Here is a 20088-nt window from a genome sequence, read left to right on the forward strand (position 1 = left end):
AAATTTTCATTTAGAAGGTGACATAAGATCTTAAATTGCTGGCGATGTGACAGGGTTTCTATTAAAAATGACACAGAATATGTATTCTGCTTCACTTTTTAATTATAATCGATAGAAAGAGAAATCAATATCGGAGAGTTCACGATGAAAAAAGGTGATAGAGAGTGCTATGGATTTTAAAATTATCTTTTGGAAAAAGGTAAAAAGAAAACGATTTATATGACTCATTTAGAAAAATGGAGGGTGTGTAGCAACGGAGAAATTTTATATAAGAAGTATTAGTTGGTATAAGAGGTAATAAGAAATGTAATTTTTGGTTCATCACCGTAACATGGGGTTGATTTTTTGAAAATGACTCATTTTTCATACACGGAACGGAGAGTGGCAACTCGGAGTGGAGTGTACATCTATCTATATGTCACCTCCGTCTTTTGGTGATGAACTTACGAAAATTATTTTTTTAGAATTCTGAACAAAATTATAAGAATAAATTATTGATGGAGGAAATATGAGCGTACTGATTGTAGACGATGAAAAGGATATGCTGCGGATTTTAAAAGCTTATTTTGAGCGAGAAGGTTATCATGTGTTTCTAGCTGAAGATGGAGAGCAGGCCCTCAATATATTTTACGGAACGAAAATTGATTTAGTGATTTTGGATTGGATGATGCCCTATGTTAACGGGCTTAATGTGTGTAAAGAAGTGAAGAAGCACAGCGATGCAAAGGTATTGATGCTGACAGCGAAAAGCGAGCATGAAGACGAGCTGATGGCACTAAACACGGGTGCGGATGATTATGTGAAAAAGCCGTTTCACCCAGGTATTTTGCTAACGCGGGCGAAAAAACTGCTGAAAGAGGATAAAGTCATATATGTACACAATATTAAAGTTGATATGCAGGCGAAGAAAGTTTATAAAGATGATGAAGATTTAGAATTGACGAAGAAAGAGTTTGAGCTTATGAGCTGTTTTTTGCGGAATCAAGGCAGTATTTTGTCACGCAAGGATTTACTGGATCTTGTATGGGGGATTGATTATTTCGGTGAAGAGCGAACGGTAGATACCCATGTGAGACGATTGAGAGAAAAAATAGGTACGGATTTAATTAAGACACATAGGGGAATGGGATATAGCATGGAGAAAGGACATGAATAGACTTGGGAGAAAATTTGCTTTTACCATTTCTATTTGTATTATTTGCATTTTTACGTTCTCTATGTTGATTACCAACTATTTTCTGCCCTACTATTATGTACACAGAGTGAAACAGGATTTGAATGCCATTTCAAAAGAAATTACATCAATGGGATACAACGATTTTATAAATTCCATGGCAGACCTGGAGAAAGAGCATAACTTGACGATTGTATATGAGCCAATTAGTAATGATGAGGCAAGTTTCAATTGGTCGCTGCGTGAACAGCTGGCAAAAAAGGGGCTGACATTGAATAAGTTTTGGGTTACGAAGGAAACATTGCAGAACGTGAAAAGCGGAACCCTTGTAAATAAGCTATACGATCAAGGGAAGCTGAAGTCGAGTTTTTTGACAAGTTATACGGTAAAGGAGGGCGTATTTATAATGGTAGGTGAATCTATCGTACATTTTAATGAAACAGCCTATATCATTAATACGTTTAACCTGTATGTCCTCATTTTTGCTATTTTTGTTCTCGTTGTATTGGTATGGATATGGTCGCGGAAAATTACAAGCCCTTTACAGAAGCTGACAGATATTTCTAAAAATATCGCCATGCTGGATTTCAAAAAAACTGATATACAAACAAATGATGAAATCGAAGATCTAGCCAATAGTATTAATGTGATGAGTGATGCGTTGAAAGCAGCGCATGAGGATTTAAATAGAAAAAACAAAAACTTAAAACTGTTCATGTCAGATATTACGCATGAGCTAAAAACACCCCTATCTTTAATTAAAGCATATTCCTTAGGCATTCAGGATGGCCTAGATGACGGCACGTATGTTCAAACAATATTGAAGCAAACGGATAATATATCTGCGTTGATAGACGAATTACTCGAATTTTCAAGGATAGAGCGGGAAGAATTGTACAAGGAGCCACTTGATTTGCTAGCTTTGTTTCAACATTGTTTGGCGAAGCATGAAATTGAAATCCAGCTCAAAGAAATTCATCTTTCAATCCAACAGGAAGATAAGCCATTATGCATTACAGCAGACCGCGGCAAGATTGAGAAGGTGCTAAACAATCTGCTTAGTAATGCCATCAAGTACACGCAAAATAAGAAAATTGATATACGATTTGAAGAAAAGGAGGATAGAATTCTTTTCATAGTGGAGAACGGTACGAATATGAAAGAAATTGAAATTAGGAACATTTGGGAACCTTTTTATGTGACTGAATCTTCACGAAGCAAAGATAGATCTGGCACCGGTCTAGGATTAACGATTGTTCAGTCTATTCTGAACCGCCATCAATTTGATTACGGTGTGTCCCTATGTGAAGACATCATTCAATTTTATATTTGTTTTCCGAAGAGTGTCTCTTCCGATAAAAAAAGCAGCTAGCCATATGTGAATGGGTAGCTGCTTTTTTTGTTATTTCACCGAGTTTGTAATATTGGTGTCACAATGTGGGCTTATAGTAAGTGACAGAAGGAGGTTTACAAGATGAAAAAGACCATTTTTTATGCGATTATTTCTATTTCATTGCTTATTACACCACTCGCTGCGTATTGTGCAAAGGATAAAAATAAGAAGGTAAATGAGAAACAAAGCTTTCCATACAGCGATTTTTCATTTGATGTTACACCAGAAACGGGTGAAATTGTTGTGGAGAAGGACGGTGTAAAGGAGAGTGCTTCTCTTCCTTTTCCAAAGAAAAAGGTTGCGGATGTAAAAAAGACAGACCGCCTGATGTCGTGGAGCTATCCAGACGATAAGATGGAAATCAAGGTAGAGAAAAAGAAATGTTATTTGGATATTACGCTGAAATCAGATGGAGCAAAACAATTCGAATGGCCAAAAGTAAGTGCAAACAGCTATACTTTACCCCTATGGGAAGGTAAGCGAATACCAGCTGATGATTCGTATTGGAAAGAGTTTTTGAAGGATGAAGAATTTTCTTTTATCGAAGATTTTTCAATGAGGTTCTTTTCATTGGATAAGTCTAAATATTCGATTGTATATATTGCGGACAATATGTTTAACGATACCATCCACTTCCATACGGATGATCATATACAATTTAGCTTCATCCATCAGTTTCCGTCCATTAACAAGAACAAGGAGTATGATTTCAGATTATATGTGACAGATTCCAATCCTACTCAAATCGCGCAAGTATATAAAAACTATATAAAGGAGAAAGGAGAGTTCAAAACACTTACGGAGAAAGCGAAAGGAAATCCGAACATCAAAAAGCTGTACGGTGCTCCTCATATATATTTATGGAATGAAAATGCGATTACAGTGGAGAATATTCATTGGAATCAGTTGAAGAGTAAACTGGATGAATCGTTTATCGCTTGGATGGAACAATTGCTGAAGCAGACAGAAGACGGCTCCACTGAGTTTGAAGCAGCTATTAGTGAATTGAATAAACAAGACTATATTGATAAATATCAAAAAAATGTAATTATTCGTTCGTTTAATAAAGTACTGAAACTAGATCAGTTCTATAATAATGCAATATTCCCGAATACGGATATCGAATCGAAAAAATTATTGGAGAAAGGAATTTCTCATTTAAGTGAACAAGAACTGTATACACTCAATAAACTACTACTAAAAAGTAAGCTTACGGATGCAGCAGATGACATCAAGCAGTGGGGCGAACAGGATTCTACTAATTTGATTGAGGACATGCATCAGTCGGGAATCAAACATGCTTGGATTGGTTTGCCAAACTGGTCAAACGGTTTAATGAACCCAAGTATGGTGAAGGAGGCAAATGATTTAGGCTATCTTATTGGTCCTTATGATTCTTATCACTCTATTCAGGAGAATGCAAGCAAAGATTGGAACACTGCTTCTTTTGAAGATAAGAGTTTATATGAAAAGGCGACCATTACAAATAAGAATGGAGAAAAAGTAAAAGGTTTCTTAGGAAAAGGAAGAAAACTGAATCCGACTCTATCGTTACCTAGTGTGAAGCAACGTACAGGTAGTATTTTACAGAATGGTATTCCATTCAATTCTTGGTTTGTAGATTGTGATGCGACGGGTGAAATATATGATGATTATTCTCCAGGCCATATTACAACGCAAGCACAGGATTTGAAGGCAAGGTTGCAAAGAATGGACTATATTGGAAAAGAAAAACATATGGTAGTTGGTTCAGAAGGTGGTAATGATTTTGCAAGCAATGATATTGCTTTCGCACATGGTATTGAAACACCTGTAATTAAATGGGATGATGAGGATATGAGAAAGAATAAAACGAGTCCATACTATGTAGGCGACTATTGGTCGTCAAATGGTGCAACACCTGAACGTTACAGCAAGACTGTGCCAATCAAACCGTTGTACCAACACATTTATCTAGATCCAGTATATTCTATCCCTCTTTATAAGCTTATATACAATGATTCGGTGATTACGACGCATCATTGGGAATGGGGAAGCTTGAAAATCAAAGATGAAGTTGGAAACAGAATGCTGTCCGAGTTATTATACAATGTTCCACCGATATACCATATCGACAAAGATACTTGGAGTACCAATAAGGATATGATCGTTTCCTATGTAAACATCTGGTCTGATTTTCATCAAAAAGCAGTGACAAAACCAATGACAAACTTTAAGATTCTTTCTGAAGATCGTTTAGTTCAATGTACGGAGTTCGGAGAGGATATGAAAATCATTGTGAATTTTTCAAACAAATCGTTTAAATATAAGGGCGAGGAGATAAAAGGAAAAACAGCTGTTATATATGATGGGCATTCCAAAAAAGTATGGGGTACATCGAAATACTAGAATGATTTTTGTTTGTGCAAGGAGAGGAAGATATCAATGAAAAGGATTGTGGTGTCAGTTCTGGTCCTAATCATTGCGGTTATAATGGCTTTCCGTGCAATCTATGAAGAGTATACGCATAAGCAGGAAGTGCGGAAAGTAAAAGAGACAATTACTCATATAGCAAAGCAGTATGATATACCGCCATGGATTCCACTTTCCATTGCTCAACACGAGAGCGAATTTAATCCGAATACTGTAGGGGACGACAGTACATCATTTGGGCTGTTTCAATTGCATTGAGGTGGATTGGCTCCTTCCAACTTGACTGATGAAGTACTGAAAGATTCAGAAGTAAACACAAAAATCGCGATGTCTCATATGGCAGATTCATATAGAAAAGGAATAAAACAAGGATTAGAAGAATTGGAACTCCTTAGGTACGTCGCAAATACTTCGGGCTGGCCCGGTAACTTAGGAACAAAATGGACAGATGAAAATATAAAATACAATAAGAGATTGGCGGAAGCATTCTTTGCTATAACTTCCAGCTAAAACTTGTAGGCGTTTATGTATTTTGGCAGTCAATGTAAAAACTCATTTATAAAGTCAGGAGATCTTCCCATTTGGGAGGGTCTTTCTTTAAAACATATGTAATTAATGTCCGCTAATGTTTATTGCGTGATTTGGTTCCATTGCTACACAGACTCCATATTTGGTCTGTAACTAAAAAGGTAAACTTTTTTACTGATATTGGTGAATCGATACAAGACAAAATCATCGAAAAAATAAACGCAGCCACTTCAGAAGATTAAATAACCATACATGCCCATCAACTTAAGATCACCTAATACCCTCATTATGAAAATTTTGTGCATTTTGCTCGTTTTTTTGTTTTGGGGTAACCTGTTCTTTTTAACTTGATGGTGATAGGGAGATACTCCTATTTGAAAACTTGGCAACACGTGATCGACTGCTCATCGAGAGTTTGAAAACGACCTTGAAAGAGAGACAAGAAGAACAGAAAATGGAACAGAAGAAAGGATTCTTTTCCTATTTTTTGGATCATGAGGACAAGCTTAAGTGTAGATTCTTATAATGTTGTTGAGTGGTCTTTTTTGATTTTTTCAACTAAATAGCAAAATAATTTAAAAACTTTATACAAAAGTCTTTTCTTGGTTGGAATTCCCTGGTAATATCTAATTTAGAGATGTAAAGAAAGGGGAATCTGTACATATGTGGAATACCTTGAAATGATTATTTAATTGGATAGAGACAGTGGCGGTCCTTAGTTCTTAAGGATGCGTTTATTTGTCTATCTTAAATCATTCAAGGGATACATGGTGTGGACAATTAAATTCCCATTGCCGAGCAGATACCTTTGTATATCTGCTTTTATTTATGGGTAAAAATACATCTCTATTGACACAATCATAGAGTCCCTAAATGGGGGAATTTTAATGAAAAATCAGTACGAAAAAGAAGAAGCACTAACAGGAGGGAATGTCTCCAATGTATATCGTTTGGGAGATACGGTTCGACGAGAATTAAAGCCTGATAGTGTTAAAATTCATACATTGCTAAAACACCTTGAAAACAAAGGCTTAAACGGTGTGCCAAAGTTTTTAGGTATTGATGAAAAAGGCAGAGAGATTTTATCCTTTATCGAAGGAGAATCTGGCAATTATCCGTTAAAAAAATACATGTGGTCGGATGAGACTTTAAAAGAGATCGCAAAAATGCTTCGTCTCTATCATGATGCGGTGAGTGATTTTTCAGTGGAAGAATGTTGGCAACCCATTGATAACACCCCGCAGCCATTTGAGGTGATGTGCCATAATGATTTTGCTATCTATAACATTATCTTTAATCGCGAAAAACCAGTAGGGGTGATTGATTTTGATTTGGCTGCTCCTGGTCCAAGACTTTGGGATATCGCCTATACGCTTTACACTTGCGTTCCTTTAAGTAGGCTTTATCATACGGAAGCAGGCGAAGCTATTTATTATGATTCGTTAAAGGATGCTGAGCGAATCAAACAAAGGGTTAAATTGTTTTTTGATTCCTATGGTATGGAGGGAATAGAAAAAGGTTTTTTAGAAATGGTATTGCTACGAGTAGAAGGATTATGTAAAACCATACAAAGGAAAGCTAAAGAAGGCGATATAGCGTTTCGAAAAATGGTCGAAGAAGGACATTATGATCATTATGAAGAGGAACTTCGATTTATTCGCGAACACGGAAAAGAGTGGATTTAAATTCATAGTTTCTTTTGGATAATCCTACCATCATATATACATTCCAAAACATCTAAGAACCCTCATAATCACTTCTAATTACACACTAATATGTAATAAATAAGCCGCTTTTTTTCTTGGAGTAGAAAAAGCGGCTTATTTTATGTTGAAATTTGCTTAGTATAAGTTAAAACAAACATTGTAAATGAATATAATCTAAAACGTTGAAATATTACGGTTTTAGTAATTTGTTTTTGAATTAGCTTTTGGTTATAAAAAATCGATTTAAGAAGCGGAATATAAAAGCACCACTCAGAGTCACTAAAAAACGTTCATTTTCGCTTGATATATCCTTTAGCGTAAGGAATTTACAGTTTCACATTCTAATACATGTCATAGCGTATGAATATCACATTTTGTCGGCGAGACCTCAGTTACACTGAATTATAGGACAGTCTTATTTTTAATGTTATTTTTAGTGATTAGAAAATACAAATTTTGGATTTACCGGGCTATTCTTTTGATTTAAAATAAGAAGTAATGTTCTGAAAAATATAAAGAGTATAAAGGTTGGAAAAATGAATGGTTTTAAAGATGGGAGATTATGATTATGAGTGAAATATTTAATACAAATATTTTTTGTAGCTCACCAATAAATCAAATAAAGGTAAAGAAAAGAGAAATAGATACTATGTTCCCAATGCCGATATTTGATCAGATTGTTAAAGAAAAAATTAAGGTTGATTTTGTACACATATCTATAGAGGAAGTCTTATTTTCTGTAGAGAATGAAAAATTAACAAAGGCAATTACAATTATCGAACAGTTAGACTATATTCCTGAAATCAATCCAGGGTGTATTAAGGTAACCATAGAAGGGGCAGCTGAATTTTCTGGGGTGCCAGGAATCGTAGCACAATTCAGTTCAGCTTTATGGAAAAAAGGTGTGAAAATCCTACAAGCAGCTGATAGTCATAAGACGATTTGGGTTCTGATAAAAGAAGAAGATAGAAAGGTAGCAGTGAATGCATTATGTGAAGCTTTCAATGAATTGAACAGATTTTGTAGGAAAATCAATAAAGATAAACTAAGTGCTGTGCCTTGTTAAAAGATATTACTGTGGATTTGAAATAAAGTTACGATGCTCATAAAAAAGGAATTAGCAAATATAGTAAATGATCGAGTGAGTTATACGGAATGTAAAAGTGAGTTTGTAAATAAGATTTTAGAAGAAGTAATGAAATCATCTTGAACTAAAAGACTATTTATAATGTAACATCCGATACCACTAATTATGCGAACGGAAGTCTTTTCAGGTCTTCTGAAGAGACTTTTAAATCTTTTGTGATACATTGGTTTTATTTTAACAAAAGATGCTTTCATATATAGAAAATAATTTTTCAGTCTACAACCATTTTTAAACAGTCTAAAACATTTTTTTAGTGAAACGGTAAAGTAGGTGAATGAATTGGTAAATTATGAACAATGTATTTATAAAATTTTTTATCTACTTGCATGACAGGGAAATTTGTAGGTAATGTATCAATTTCTATATTTTCAAAATGATGCTTCTCGTAAAACCTGTGGGCCGCTACAAACTGTAATGTCGTTCCTAAGTATATTTCTTTCACTTCTTTTGTCTTTGCCCATGCAATCGCATTATGTAATAAAAGACTAGCTGCTTGAAATATTTTTCCTCTATACTCTTTTTTTACAAACATTTTTCTCAATGCTACTTGATGATTGCCAATATCTAAAAGGGCGATAGTTCCTACAACTTCTCCTTGATAAAGTGCTATCCAAAAGTTACCGTTTCCAGATTGGTAAACGCTTTCTATCTTAAGTAAGTCAGGTTGATCCTCTTTTGAAATAGGCATATTATATTCATCTTGTTGAATGGAGAGAATTAAATCTAAAATTTGAGATTGATAGTCAGAAGAGTATTCTTGTATGGTAAGATTCTCATTCATATATAACACCGTCCGATTATAGTAGATTTTCATTACTTCTTTTATTATACAATATTTTATATTGATTATTCTAACAATTTGGTGGTGAAAAATTTCGCAATTTATTCTGAAAGTATCGGATAGGAATGTTTAAGGTTTTATAAGTAATCGAATCATAAGTGTAAAGGAGTAGGATTATTGTATGAAAAGGGTATTGTTTCTTGCTTATCCAGAATATGCTGATTTTGAAATAGCTCATGTACTATTTTTACTTAGAAAAATGGGTAAAGCGAAAATTACTACTGTCTCCGTAGATGGTAACCCAGTAGAAAGTATTGGTGGGTTATGGACCCAAGTTGAAGCTTCTTTATCTGAAATTAAACTAAATGAATTTGATCTAATTCTTATTTCTGGAGGAGATGGTATTCATAAAATATTAGATGAGGCAATTGTTAGTAAGATGCTAATGAACGCTTTTAACTTAAAAATTCCCATTGCTTCTATATGCGCTTCCGCTATTTTGTTGGGGAAGGCAGGGATACTTAACGGTAGAAGATTTACGTGTCTTCAGCATACATATGAGAATAACAAATCCCTATTTGAAACATCGATATATACGGGAGCAGATATTGAGGTAGAAAATACAATAATTACTGCAAAGGGTACTGCATTTGCAGAGTTTGCAGTAGCTGTTTGTCAATTAATGGACTTGCTGAAAGAGAAAGAAAAGTTAGATTCAACATTAAGGTTTTGTAAGGGGATAACCTCTTAACTTAAGAATCTTTTTAAAGAGAATTTCAATAAAGAAGAAATAGGGGGATAGGATGTTGGACCACTTTTCAATTATAAATATCATGTTTACTATTCTTTTCTTCGCTTTAATACTGGTATTTTTTATTTCGCTCGGTGCGTTTATACGCTCAAGACTCGTCAATCAATCTAGTCAAAGCACTCCATTAGTTGAAATTGAGAAGAAATTAGATAGATTAATTGAGATGTTGGAAGAGAAAGAGAAAAATTAACAACATGCTTGATATAACAAGTAAGAAAATATATGAAATTAGAAAAGAACAAGTGATTTGGATAAAGCAAATTACTTGTTCTTATATCGTGAACATAAATGCTGTCTGAATGGTTAACTTATAATAGTATTATATAATTCTAGGGCTTCTTTTACATTTAATCCATTTTTTACGATACTATGAATAGATTGAATCATTGCGATCGGATGTTCAGATTGCCAAATATTTCGCCCCATATCAACACCTACTGCACCTTCTTGCAGTGCATTGTATGTAATTGTAAGCACTGCTTCAATTGTGTCTAACTTTGGTCCCCCTGCAATAACTACTGGAGCTGGACATGTACTTGTTATTTTTTCAAAGCCTTCACAATAATACGTTTTAATGATATCAGCCCCCATTTCAACACATACGCGTGAAGCTAACGCTAAAAAACGTGCTTGTCGTTTTTGCAGTTCTTTTGCTACCGCAGTAATTCCAAGTACAGGTAAACCATAATCGTGCGCTTCAGATACAACATTCGCAAGGTTTGTTACAGTTTGTGTTTCATAATCAGAGCCAACAAAGACAGATACGCCAACTCCAGCCACGTTATGACGCAAAGCTTCTTTTATTGGAGTAACAATTGTTTCATTCGAAAGATCTTTTCCAACTACAGTAGCCCCGCCAGATACACGAAGAACCATAGGAGTTTTACAATCTTCTGGTATACAAGAATGAAGAACGCCTCTCGTTAAAAAAAGGGAGTCTGTGTATGGAAGAAGGTTTTTTACCGTTTCATGAGGTTGTTCCAATCCATGTATTGGTCCTAAGAAGTAACCGTGGTCAATTGCTAACATAACTGCTTTTCCATCAGGCAAAATAGTATTTAGGCGATTTTGAAATCCCCAAGTCATAGGGTATCACTCCTTAATTACAGTTTGGATTTTTTGTTTGCACAGTATCTTTTTCTTGCAAATGAGGTGATTTAATAAAGAGAGCTTTAAAATTTTGTGAAGAACGGTTGATGAGATAGTGAGATTCATGAGGTTGAACTTGTAAGACGTCACCTTGTTTAATAGGTACCTTTACGTGATTTATATAGAAATCTATCTCACCTTCTAATGCATAGAAAATTTCTTCACAAGTTGTATGATAGTGGTTTTGAAAATCTTGTCCTGGTTTAATGACAACAACACCTATATCAATATTAGGGCCCTTTACTAAATATTTTGGTCCACTATCACCGAAGCGGTAGGAGAAATCTTCTTCATTTACTTTTAACATGCTTTTCACTCCTTGTGTAACAATTTATAGAGCGCCAGGTGCAATCCACATATGAGAAGTATAGCCTTGATCAGCTAATTGGAGTTGCTGCTGATATACATTACTCCAGTTTTTGTATAGTTTTTGGTATTGTTTATGGTTTTCGTTGTTCGGTATATAAGTAGTTTCCCATTTTACAAATTGTTCAGAAATAGACTCCATTGAATGATAAATACCGGTGCCAATCCCTGCTACAATCGCTGTTCCTAAAGCGGCTGCTTCTTTGACCACTGGTACTTTTACAGGAAGACCTAATACATCAGCTACAATTTGGCACCATAATTTTCCCTTTGATGCCCCTCCGGCAAAGACTACTTCTTTCGGAAATTGACCAGTTAATTCTTCAATTAACTTTAAATTCCCATATGTCACGAAAGCAGCATTTTCTTCAATAGCTCGAAATATTTCTTTCTTCCCGCATTTTTTAGAATCTAAACTTAAATTTAAAAAAGAGGGAGACGCATGGCGCCAAGAAATATAGTTCATGACATTAGAAAAAATCGGAATGATACCGTGCGATCCAACTGGGACATGTTTTGCTTGTTCTTCTAATAATTCGTAAGCATCGATACCTAGTTCTTTTGCTTGTTGTTTTTCTTCTTGACAGAAAGCATCGCGAAACCAGCGCATAACAAGACCGGGAAAAAAGGCAATTGTTTCGTATTGCCAAAGAGCAGGAAGAACGTGACAATTTACACGAATGCGAGCGTTTGGATCTAGTACAGGATTGCTTACGTTTACTTCTTGTTGCCAAAAACTTCCGCCGCAAATGAAAGTTTGCCCGCTTTTGACAACTCCAGAACCGAGAGAAGCCATTTGCGTATCTCCGCCTCCAGTAACAACAGGCGTTCCCTCGAATAATCCAGTTTCTGCTGCGCATTGTTTTGTTACGTTTCCAATAATAGTTCCTGCTTCATTTATTTGTGGTGAGGGTATAGAGGAGAGTCTACATTGGGCTGCTAATTCTGGAGCCCAATTTCTATTTTGTAAATTGAAAATTGAAAATTCCCGTTGTACATCCATTGGAAGGGTCAACTTGTAATACGCCGCACAGTTTATATAAAATCCAATCATTTAACATAGAAATAGAATGGACTTTTTCATAAATCTCTGGTTGGTGTTTCGTAATCCACAGTAACCTTGGTAATGCACCTAAAGCGAACGTTTGCCCTGATACGGTATATATATCATGTTCAAGGCGAGGGTGTATTTGTTTAAGTTGTGTAACCTCAGCTGCCGCACGGTTATCAACATTGGCACACGCCCAAATTTCAGTACCATCCTTGTCATATAAAACAAATCCTTCACGCATGCTTGTTGCACTAATTCCTTGAATAGAAGAAGAAGGGATTCCACTTGTTAGTAGTACATCATTTGTACAGTCTTGAATAAGCTTCCAGTTTTCCTTTACATCAAAATCCATTGAACCTGGGTATCTTGAGTTTTCTATGTGAACCCATTCTCGTTGACTAACAGCAAGTTGATTCCCTTGTAAATCAAATAAGACAGCTCGGATACTACCAGTTCCAGCATCATAAGCTAATAGAGCAGTCATTATATTTCACGCTCCTTCAGTCCCGTATCTTCTCTAGTAAACGACAACGTTATTTCTATATATATGTAGCAAGGAAGCATTTTTTTGTGGGGTAAGTTGTTTTTTATAATAATAGTAAACTGTTTTCGTTAACAAATTTTCTTCAATGTTCAGTTGTGTCATGTTTTCCATCTCTTCAACATATGTACATGAATTTTTATTTATACCGTTAGCAGATGGAATTTACTTGAGAATAATAAACTTTAGATATGAAGAAAAAGATAATGCTATAAAACAGGTAGAGAAAAAATAGAGTTTGAAAAAATATTACACTCAATGCTGAACTAAGATGATTCTTCAAACCCCTTCCTTTCAAAGGAAGGGGTTATTCCATTAAAAGTTGAATACAGTAATGTTGCAAGAGGGGGAAGAACTATATGATATTTGAAAAAGAAAACCTATCCATTCGATACGTAACAGAAAATGATGTTCAAACATTATCAAACTGGCTATCAAACCCTGAAGTTTTACGCTTTTATGAAGGACGAGACAAACCGCAATCACCACAGCAAGTTCGAGAGCGTTATATAAGTGGTTTGGGAGAGAAAAGGTGTATTGTAGAATATCAAAACCAATCTATTGGTTATATACAAATGTATCCTTTAGATCCAGAATGGAAAGCGCTATACGGATATGATGAGAGAGAAAATGTGTGGGGGATGGATCAATTTATCGGAGAAACAGCGTACTGGAATCAGGGAATTGGTACAGAACTTATACAAGCTGCAATTACATATATTATGAATGAGTTTGGAGCAGTCGCAATTGCGATGGATCCAAGAGTAAGTAATGAAAGAGCAATTGGTTGCTATGAGAAGTGTGGGTTTCAAAAAGTGAAAGTGTTAAAAGAACATGAATTGCATGAAGGGGTATTGGAGGATTGTTGGATGATGGAATATAAAACGGAGGGAGAGTTTGTTAATGAAACAAGCACTTATAGTCATTGACGTGCAAGAAGGAATGTATTCAGCAGGTATTCCTGTACATAATGGCTCTGACTTATTGCAAAATTTACAGGAAGTCATTCGAAAATGTCGTACGCATGATATTCCAATTATTTATGTTCAGCATAATGGTTCTAAAGGTCATCCACTAGAAAAAGGAACAGCAGGTTGGCGCGTTCATTCTAAAATTGCTCCAATGCCAAATGAGATTATTGTAGAAAAAGAAACACCGGATTCTTTTTATGAGACGAATCTTCTTGAAGTTTTGCAAGAAAAAGGAATAGAACATCTTTTTATTTGTGGATTGCAAACGGAATATTGCGTCGATACAACTGTTCGTCGTGCGTTTAGTGAAGGGTATAAAGTAACGTTGATTCAAGGAGCGCATAGTACGTTTGATTCAGAGCAACTACGAGCTGAGGAGATCATTCGTCATCATAACAAAGTATTAGATTGGTTTGCGGATATAGTCGATGTAAAAGAAATAAAACTGATTTAGAGAAAGTTCATTGTATTTTTGTTTCATGGTAGTTAAGCCAGCATTTTTAGGAGGAATCCCTCGAAATGCTGGCTTATTTACTAGTTTTAAAAAGTAGGAGGCGTAATTGCAAAAATCACTACTGCTTTCTTTTTATATGGATTTTCCCATTTGTGTTTCATGTAAGAGGGAATTTTAACACTATCGCCTTTGTGTAAGGTTAATGTTTCTTGATTTAAAGATAGGGTAACAGTTCCTTCTAAAACAAATGCAATTTCCTCCCCTTTATGTTCCAGCGGTTTTTCGGAAGAAGCGGATTGCGGCAATAAAGTCATAAGAGCAAGCTCGAGTGCTCCGCTTAAATCGGGAGATAGTAACTCGTATGATAAGCTTTCGCTTTCAGGAAAAGTAATTTTTTTTCGCTGGTCAGCTCTAACAACTAAACTTTGAGCATTTGTATTTTCCAAAAAGAAATTAAACATAGGGATGTTTAATGCTGCAGATATTAACTTAAGAGTTTGCAGTGATGGGTTTGCGGATCCCTTTTCAATTTGACTTAACATAGAAGGAGTGATATTGACGAGTGTCGCCAGCTCCCGGCTACTTAATCCTTGTGCTTTTCGGTATTCTGCTATTTTCTCTCCAACATTTATATCATTCATGCTAATGCTCCTTTTATCCATTCTTGTTAAATTAAATTAAAATTTATTAATTTATATTTAATTAATTATGTTTATGTGTTAAATTTATTTTAATTATAATAAATAAATTTTAATTTTGAAATGATAATATAGTAGGAATGAAGAAGGGAGAATATTCGAATGAAGAAGTATGACGGCGAAGCTATACAAATGTTAAAAGAAAAGCATCCTTTATTAAATCAACTTGTTTTGACAAAGGAAGTATTTTGGGTGAATCCGAATAAAGAAGAATTTGAAACAGGAATGAAAAAAGCTCCTCTTACTAAAGATGATGTAATGGATGCGGAGGAAAGGTTAAAGCGTTTTGCGCCTTATATTGCGAAAGCTTTTCCTGAAACGAAAGATACAGGTGGAATTATTGAATCTCCTTTAGTTGAAATTTCTTCTATGAAACAACATCTAGAACAAGAGTATAATCAGCATATCGAAGGTAATGTATTGCTAAAATGTGATAGTCATCTACCGATATCAGGGTCTATTAAAGCAAGAGGCGGGATTTATGAAGTTCTGAAACATGCAGAAGATTTAGCTTTGAAACATCATTTATTAAATAAACAAGATGATTATTCTATTTTAGATAGTGATACATTCCGCGCGTTCTTTTCGAAATATTCAATCGCAGTAGGTTCAACGGGGAATTTAGGACTTAGTATCGGCATTATGAGTGCTAAATTAGGATTTAATGTGACGGTTCATATGTCTGCTGATGCAAAACAGTGGAAAAAAGATTTACTTCGCAGTAAAAATGTTACTGTTATTGAATATGCGGCGGATTATAGTAAGGCAGTAGAGGAAGGAAGAAAGCAAGCAGAAGCGGATCCAATGTGTTATTTTGTTGATGATGAGAATTCAAAAAATCTATTCCTTGGATACGCTGTAGCTGCTTCTCGTATACAAAAGCAACTGCAAAATCAAAACGTTATTGTTGATGCTGATCATCCTTTATTTGTTTATTTACCATGTGGTGTCGGCGGTGGACCTGGCGGCGTAGCATTCGGTTTGAAATTATTGTTTGGTGACCATGTACATTGCTTCTTTGCGGAGCCAACACATTCTCCTTGTATGTTAATTGGTTTACTGACAGGTCTGCACGATGAAATCTCTGTCCAAGATTTTGGTATTGATAATGTGACGGATGCGGACGGACTTGCGGTAGGAAGAGCATCAGGATTTGTAGGGAAAGTGATGGAGCCGTTATTAAGCGGGTGTTACACAGTTAGTGACGATGAGTTATATCGATTACTTAAGGCCATGGCTGATGCAGAAGGAATAAAATTAGAGCCGTCAGCATTGGCAGGTGTTTACGGGCCGGTACAACTCTTTAAGCAACAGCAGTATATTCAAGAAAATCAAATGCAAGAGAAAATGAAACAAGCAACGCATATTATGTGGGCAACAGGTGGAGGAATGGTTCCGCCTCAAATTATGGAAGAATATTATCAAAAAGGATAAAAAATTTTTTTCTAATATATTATGTAAGGGTACATCGCTTATCTAAAGTGGTGTACTTTTTGTTTTTTATAAGTTTCTTTTGGATTTCATATATTTCTATAATAAGGATAAATTTACTAAAAAGTCAGTTTCGGTTATAATCAAATTGTTTTTAAAATTAAGAAAATTAACGATAAATAAGGGGGATTATTTTGAATACAACTCAACTATCTGAACGATTTAAAAATTTCGCCAAACTAGAATGTAGAGGATCGAGTGAATTATATGAGCATTTATCCATCAAAATTTCAGAGGATGATGAATTGCTAGCGTTATGCATGAATTCTCGAGAAGGGCAGCCAGTTCCTAATTTATTATTTGGTGCGGTTCATTTTCTTTTGCTAAAAGGAAATGAACATGTTTTAAAAGAGTATTACCCGAGTATTACGAAGAATCCAAGGGAAATTGATGATTCTTTTCTTCATTTTAAAGATTTTTGCCAAGTGTATAAAGACGAAATAATTTCTCTCCTAAAGAGTAAGTTAGTACAGACTAACGAAGTAAGACGCTGTGCGTATCTGTATCCAATTTTTTGTTATATTTATAGTGTTGTCAAGAAACCGTTATCATTAATAGAAATTGGAACCAGTGCTGGTCTTCAATTGTTATGGGACAAGTATAGTTATTCATATGGGACAAACGGAATATATGGAGATAGAACCTCACATGTCCATATAACATCTGAAATAAAAGGAGATCATACACCATCATTTCTATTACCTAGTCCTCCAGTAGCTTCAAAAGTAGGATTAGACTTACATATTAGCGATTTAAACAATTTTGAAGATTATTTGTGGTTAAAATCTCTTATTTGGCCCGAACATGAAGAAAGGTTAGCGCTTTTTGAAAAGGCAGCTACATGTTTAATTGAAAATCCAGTAAAACTTATAGAAGGCGATGGAGTGGCATTACTTTCAGAAGTTGCAGAAAACCTTCCGGAAGATACTACAATTTGTATTTTTCATACTCACGTTGCAAATCAAATACCAGAAGACACTAAGTATGAACTGATAGAAAAAATAAAAATGATTGGAAGTAAACGAGACATTTTCCATCTTTACAACAATATGTGGGATCGAAAGCTGCACCTTGATTATTATCTAGATGGTGTTGAGTACAATCAAACGGTTGGAGAGACAGATGGACATGGTAGATGGTTTCATTGGAACTTGCGGTAGTATATTTGGAGGAGGTAGGAACTGTCCAAACTGATGATTTACGTCAAAAGTTGAAAAATCCATAATGGAGGTAAACTATGGAGAACGTTCCTCAATTTCTTCAAGAAAAAATTGATTTCTTACATTGTGCTAGTAGAATTGAAAGATCATCTAAAGGATATTCTCCAGATGAAAAGTATGTAGTCTATTCTGATGATAAAAAACTCTTACTAAGAATCGGAAGTTTAGAGGGGTATGAAAGAAAAAAGACGGAGTTTCAAATATTGAAAAAAATGCAAGAATATCATGTTAAATCTCCTAAGCCAATAGATATAGGAATTTTAGACGAATTGAATTCTTGCTACACAATTTATTCTTTTATTGAGGGCGTTGATGTAAAAGAGACATTAACTGTTCTTACTGATCAAGAGCAATACAAGATTGGTATTGAAGCAGGAGAACAGTTATCTAAAATGCATTTGCTTGAGGCACCTGTTCATATCAAATCTTGGTATGAGCAAGCAATGCACAAGCATTATCGATACCTTGATGCATACAGGGAAAGTGGAATAAAGATTGAAAATGATCAAAAGGTTATGAACTTTATTGAAAAAAATAAGTATTTATTAAAAGGACGTCCGAATCGATTTCAACATGATGATTTTCATTTGCAAAATATTATTGTAGACAATAATAGGTATGCTGGGGTAATTGATTTCAATAATTTTGATTGGGGAGACCCAATTCATGATTTTGTAAAAGTAGCTTTATTTCAAAGAAATGAGAGTATTCCATTTTCAATAGGGCAAATTCAAGGATATTTTAATGATAATATTCCTGAAGATTTTTGGATGCTTTATTCTATTTACGCGGGAATGGTTATCTTTTCATCAGTAGTCTGGTCATTACGTTTTGCGCCACAGCAATTAGATGAAATGATTGAAAGGCTGCATCATATACTGGAAGATCATAAAGAATTTGAAGTTGTAAAACCTTTATGGTATGAACCACATATGTTATTTTGTGAAAAGTGATAAATGAAGTGTATTGAAAGAGGGATTTGGAATTTATGCTTATTAGGTTCATTACATTGTAGTAGAGGTTGAATGAAATATTGGATTAACAAAGTAAGTGTCAAATATTGCCCACCTAACATTTGTAAATAACCCATGACGACCATTACTTTAAAATGGCTGAAAAGGTAATAAAAATGGAAATGGGTATGATTAGCTAGTTTGTGACCAAAAGGAGGAACGAATATGAACGTTGAAAGAGAAAAGTTAATAGTAGATTTAAAAAGGATAGCAGAGGACAACTATCATTTAAATAGCGCGGAAGAAGCAATGAGCTTCGCTCGCCTCATGCTCCAATATATAGGCGATACTGATCCAATCTTAAGAGACGACTTAATATACTCTACTTTTTATCAGTGGATTTGTGAAAAACAGTACTTCAGTAATGAAGAGCTAAATGAGATCGTTGATACTCTCATAGATGAAAAACATCTCTTCTTCCATATTGGAAATGAAGGTGATGATACTGTATTCACAAGGACTTTTTCAGCGCTTCTCATGGAAGTATTTTTATATTGGAATAGAAATAATACATACTTATCCATGGACAAATTTATTAAGATCAAGGATAGCATAATAAGATACTATAACGAAGAAAAAGATTTGCGCGGATATTTGGATGTTAAGGGATGGGCTCATGGTGCGGCTCATGGAGCTGATGCTATGTGTGAGCTGGTACACAGCAAAGAAAGCGATGAAAATACTAGATTGAAGGTTCTTGATTCGCTGCAGCGGGTTTTAAGCAACGGAAAGTATATTTTAAGCAATGAAGAAGACGAACGTATGACACGAGTAGTTTTCCTTATTGCAGTGAAAGCTTTGCTTCCTAAGGAAAGCATATGCCAATGGATTGAGGGGCTGGAAAAAGGCATTAGCTCAGAATACAGCAGAGAGCAGTATATTGCCAGGATTAACACCAAGAATTTTATCAGATGCCTGTATTTTTCACTAATGCATCAGCAGGATACGAAGGACATTACAGATCTTTTATTTGAGACAGAAGAAAAACTGAATAAGTTTATTCGAATAGATAAAATTTTAGTAAGTAGCTAAATATATAGATTTTAATTTTTAATTAGTATAAAAAACTAAACTTTCATATTTGCCGGTTTCTGGGCAATCAAAGTGTATAATACAGTTGTCTCTTTAAAAAATGTTTTGGACTATAGGAAAAAGTATTAGACTGAAAAAGTTGATTTCTGT

At 34.9% G+C, this 20088-nt stretch carries 17 protein-coding genes and 3 pseudogenes; 14 read left to right on the plus strand and 6 right to left on the minus strand.

Annotated elements, in window-relative coordinates; translation table 11 throughout:
* Positions 1-508 precede the first annotated feature (508 nt).
* From AB1280_RS05475 to AB1280_RS05500, 6 genes and pseudogenes are all read left to right on the plus strand, one after another.
* The gene (locus tag AB1280_RS05475; RefSeq protein WP_429755139.1) at positions 509-1156 is read left to right on the plus strand and encodes a response regulator transcription factor; all 648 of its coding nucleotides are present in this window, start codon (positions 509-511) and stop codon (positions 1154-1156) included.
* Positions 1149-2546: an ATP-binding protein gene (locus tag AB1280_RS05480; RefSeq protein ID WP_429755140.1), complete on the plus strand. Its 1398-nt coding sequence runs from the start codon at positions 1149-1151 to the stop codon at positions 2544-2546. Before AB1280_RS05475 ends, AB1280_RS05480 begins: the two co-directional genes overlap by 8 nt.
* 102 nt (positions 2547-2648) lie before the next feature.
* Positions 2649-4955: a glycoside hydrolase gene (locus AB1280_RS05485; protein WP_429755141.1), complete on the plus strand. Its 2307-nt coding sequence runs from the start codon at positions 2649-2651 to the stop codon at positions 4953-4955.
* 36 nt (positions 4956-4991) lie between these two features.
* A pseudogene (locus AB1280_RS05490) lies at positions 4992-5489 on the plus strand (transglycosylase SLT domain-containing protein).
* Between the two features lie 905 nt (positions 5490-6394).
* On the plus strand, positions 6395-7192 hold the full coding sequence (locus tag AB1280_RS05495; protein WP_429755142.1) for a phosphotransferase: 798 nt from the start codon (positions 6395-6397) through the stop codon (positions 7190-7192).
* 589 nt (positions 7193-7781) lie between these two features.
* Entirely contained in the window at positions 7782-8279 is a 498-nt protein-coding gene (locus AB1280_RS05500) for an ACT domain-containing protein (RefSeq protein ID WP_429755143.1), read from the plus strand.
* 331 nt (positions 8280-8610) lie between these two features.
* Here the strand turns inward: AB1280_RS05500 and AB1280_RS05505 are convergent, their stop codons facing one another.
* Positions 8611-9141: a GNAT family N-acetyltransferase gene (locus AB1280_RS05505; RefSeq protein WP_429755144.1), complete on the minus strand. Its 531-nt coding sequence runs from the start codon at positions 9139-9141 to the stop codon at positions 8611-8613.
* Positions 9142-9322: 181 nt separating this feature from the next.
* Between AB1280_RS05505 and AB1280_RS05510 the strand changes: the two genes are divergently transcribed.
* Complete coding sequence (locus AB1280_RS05510; protein ID WP_429755145.1) at positions 9323-9892, plus strand: DJ-1/PfpI family protein; 570 nt, start codon at positions 9323-9325, stop codon at positions 9890-9892.
* A gap of 55 nt (positions 9893-9947) precedes the next feature.
* Entirely contained in the window at positions 9948-10142 is a 195-nt protein-coding gene (locus AB1280_RS05515) for a DUF4083 family protein (protein ID WP_429755146.1), read from the plus strand.
* A 113-nt stretch (positions 10143-10255) separates the two neighbouring features.
* Here AB1280_RS05515 and lsrF read toward each other — a convergent pair whose 3' ends face one another.
* The 4 genes and pseudogenes from lsrF to AB1280_RS05535 form a co-directional block, all read right to left on the minus strand.
* The gene (lsrF, locus tag AB1280_RS05520) at positions 10256-11038 is read right to left on the minus strand and encodes a 3-hydroxy-5-phosphonooxypentane-2,4-dione thiolase (protein WP_429755147.1); all 783 of its coding nucleotides are present in this window, start codon (positions 11036-11038) and stop codon (positions 10256-10258) included.
* 13 nt (positions 11039-11051) lie between these two features.
* Entirely contained in the window at positions 11052-11408 is a 357-nt protein-coding gene (locus AB1280_RS05525) for a cupin domain-containing protein (RefSeq protein WP_272187613.1), read from the minus strand.
* A 24-nt stretch (positions 11409-11432) separates the two neighbouring features.
* Positions 11433-13002: pseudogene (gene lsrK, locus AB1280_RS05530) on the minus strand (autoinducer-2 kinase).
* Between the two features lie 42 nt (positions 13003-13044).
* Positions 13045-13173, minus strand: a pseudogene (locus AB1280_RS05535) (sugar-binding transcriptional regulator); the annotation flags it as partial.
* A 245-nt stretch (positions 13174-13418) separates the two neighbouring features.
* Here AB1280_RS05535 and AB1280_RS05540 point away from each other — a divergent pair.
* Complete coding sequence (locus AB1280_RS05540; protein WP_429755148.1) at positions 13419-13988, plus strand: GNAT family N-acetyltransferase; 570 nt, start codon at positions 13419-13421, stop codon at positions 13986-13988.
* Positions 13963-14484, plus strand: coding sequence for a cysteine hydrolase family protein (locus AB1280_RS05545; protein WP_429755149.1), 522 nt, complete (start codon positions 13963-13965; stop codon positions 14482-14484). Before AB1280_RS05540 ends, AB1280_RS05545 begins: the two co-directional genes overlap by 26 nt.
* Before the next feature lie 86 nt (positions 14485-14570).
* Here AB1280_RS05545 and AB1280_RS05550 read toward each other — a convergent pair whose 3' ends face one another.
* Complete coding sequence (locus AB1280_RS05550; RefSeq protein ID WP_429755150.1) at positions 14571-15125, minus strand: helix-turn-helix domain-containing protein; 555 nt, start codon at positions 15123-15125, stop codon at positions 14571-14573.
* Positions 15126-15284: 159 nt separating this feature from the next.
* Here AB1280_RS05550 and AB1280_RS05555 point away from each other — a divergent pair, with 159 nt between their 5' ends.
* The 4 genes from AB1280_RS05555 to AB1280_RS05570 all read left to right on the plus strand — a co-directional run bounded on the left by AB1280_RS05555 (position 15285) and on the right by AB1280_RS05570 (position 19938).
* Positions 15285-16616 carry a D-serine ammonia-lyase gene (locus AB1280_RS05555; protein WP_429755151.1) on the plus strand — a complete coding sequence of 444 codons (1332 nt, stop codon included), beginning with the start codon at positions 15285-15287 and terminating at the stop codon, positions 16614-16616.
* Between the two features lie 188 nt (positions 16617-16804).
* On the plus strand, positions 16805-17833 hold the full coding sequence (locus AB1280_RS05560; RefSeq protein WP_429757284.1) for a DUF2332 domain-containing protein: 1029 nt from the start codon (positions 16805-16807) through the stop codon (positions 17831-17833).
* A gap of 77 nt (positions 17834-17910) precedes the next feature.
* Positions 17911-18846 (plus strand): aminoglycoside phosphotransferase family protein, encoded by a 936-nt coding sequence (locus AB1280_RS05565; protein ID WP_429755152.1) that lies wholly within the window; start codon positions 17911-17913, stop codon positions 18844-18846.
* Between the two features lie 225 nt (positions 18847-19071).
* On the plus strand, positions 19072-19938 hold the full coding sequence (locus AB1280_RS05570; RefSeq protein ID WP_429755153.1) for a DUF2785 domain-containing protein: 867 nt from the start codon (positions 19072-19074) through the stop codon (positions 19936-19938).
* Positions 19939-20088 lie beyond the last annotated feature (150 nt).

The sequence above is a fragment of the Bacillus sp. S10(2024) genome (genome assembly GCF_050473865.1).
GTDB lineage: Bacteria > Bacillota > Bacilli > Bacillales > Bacillaceae_G > Bacillus_A.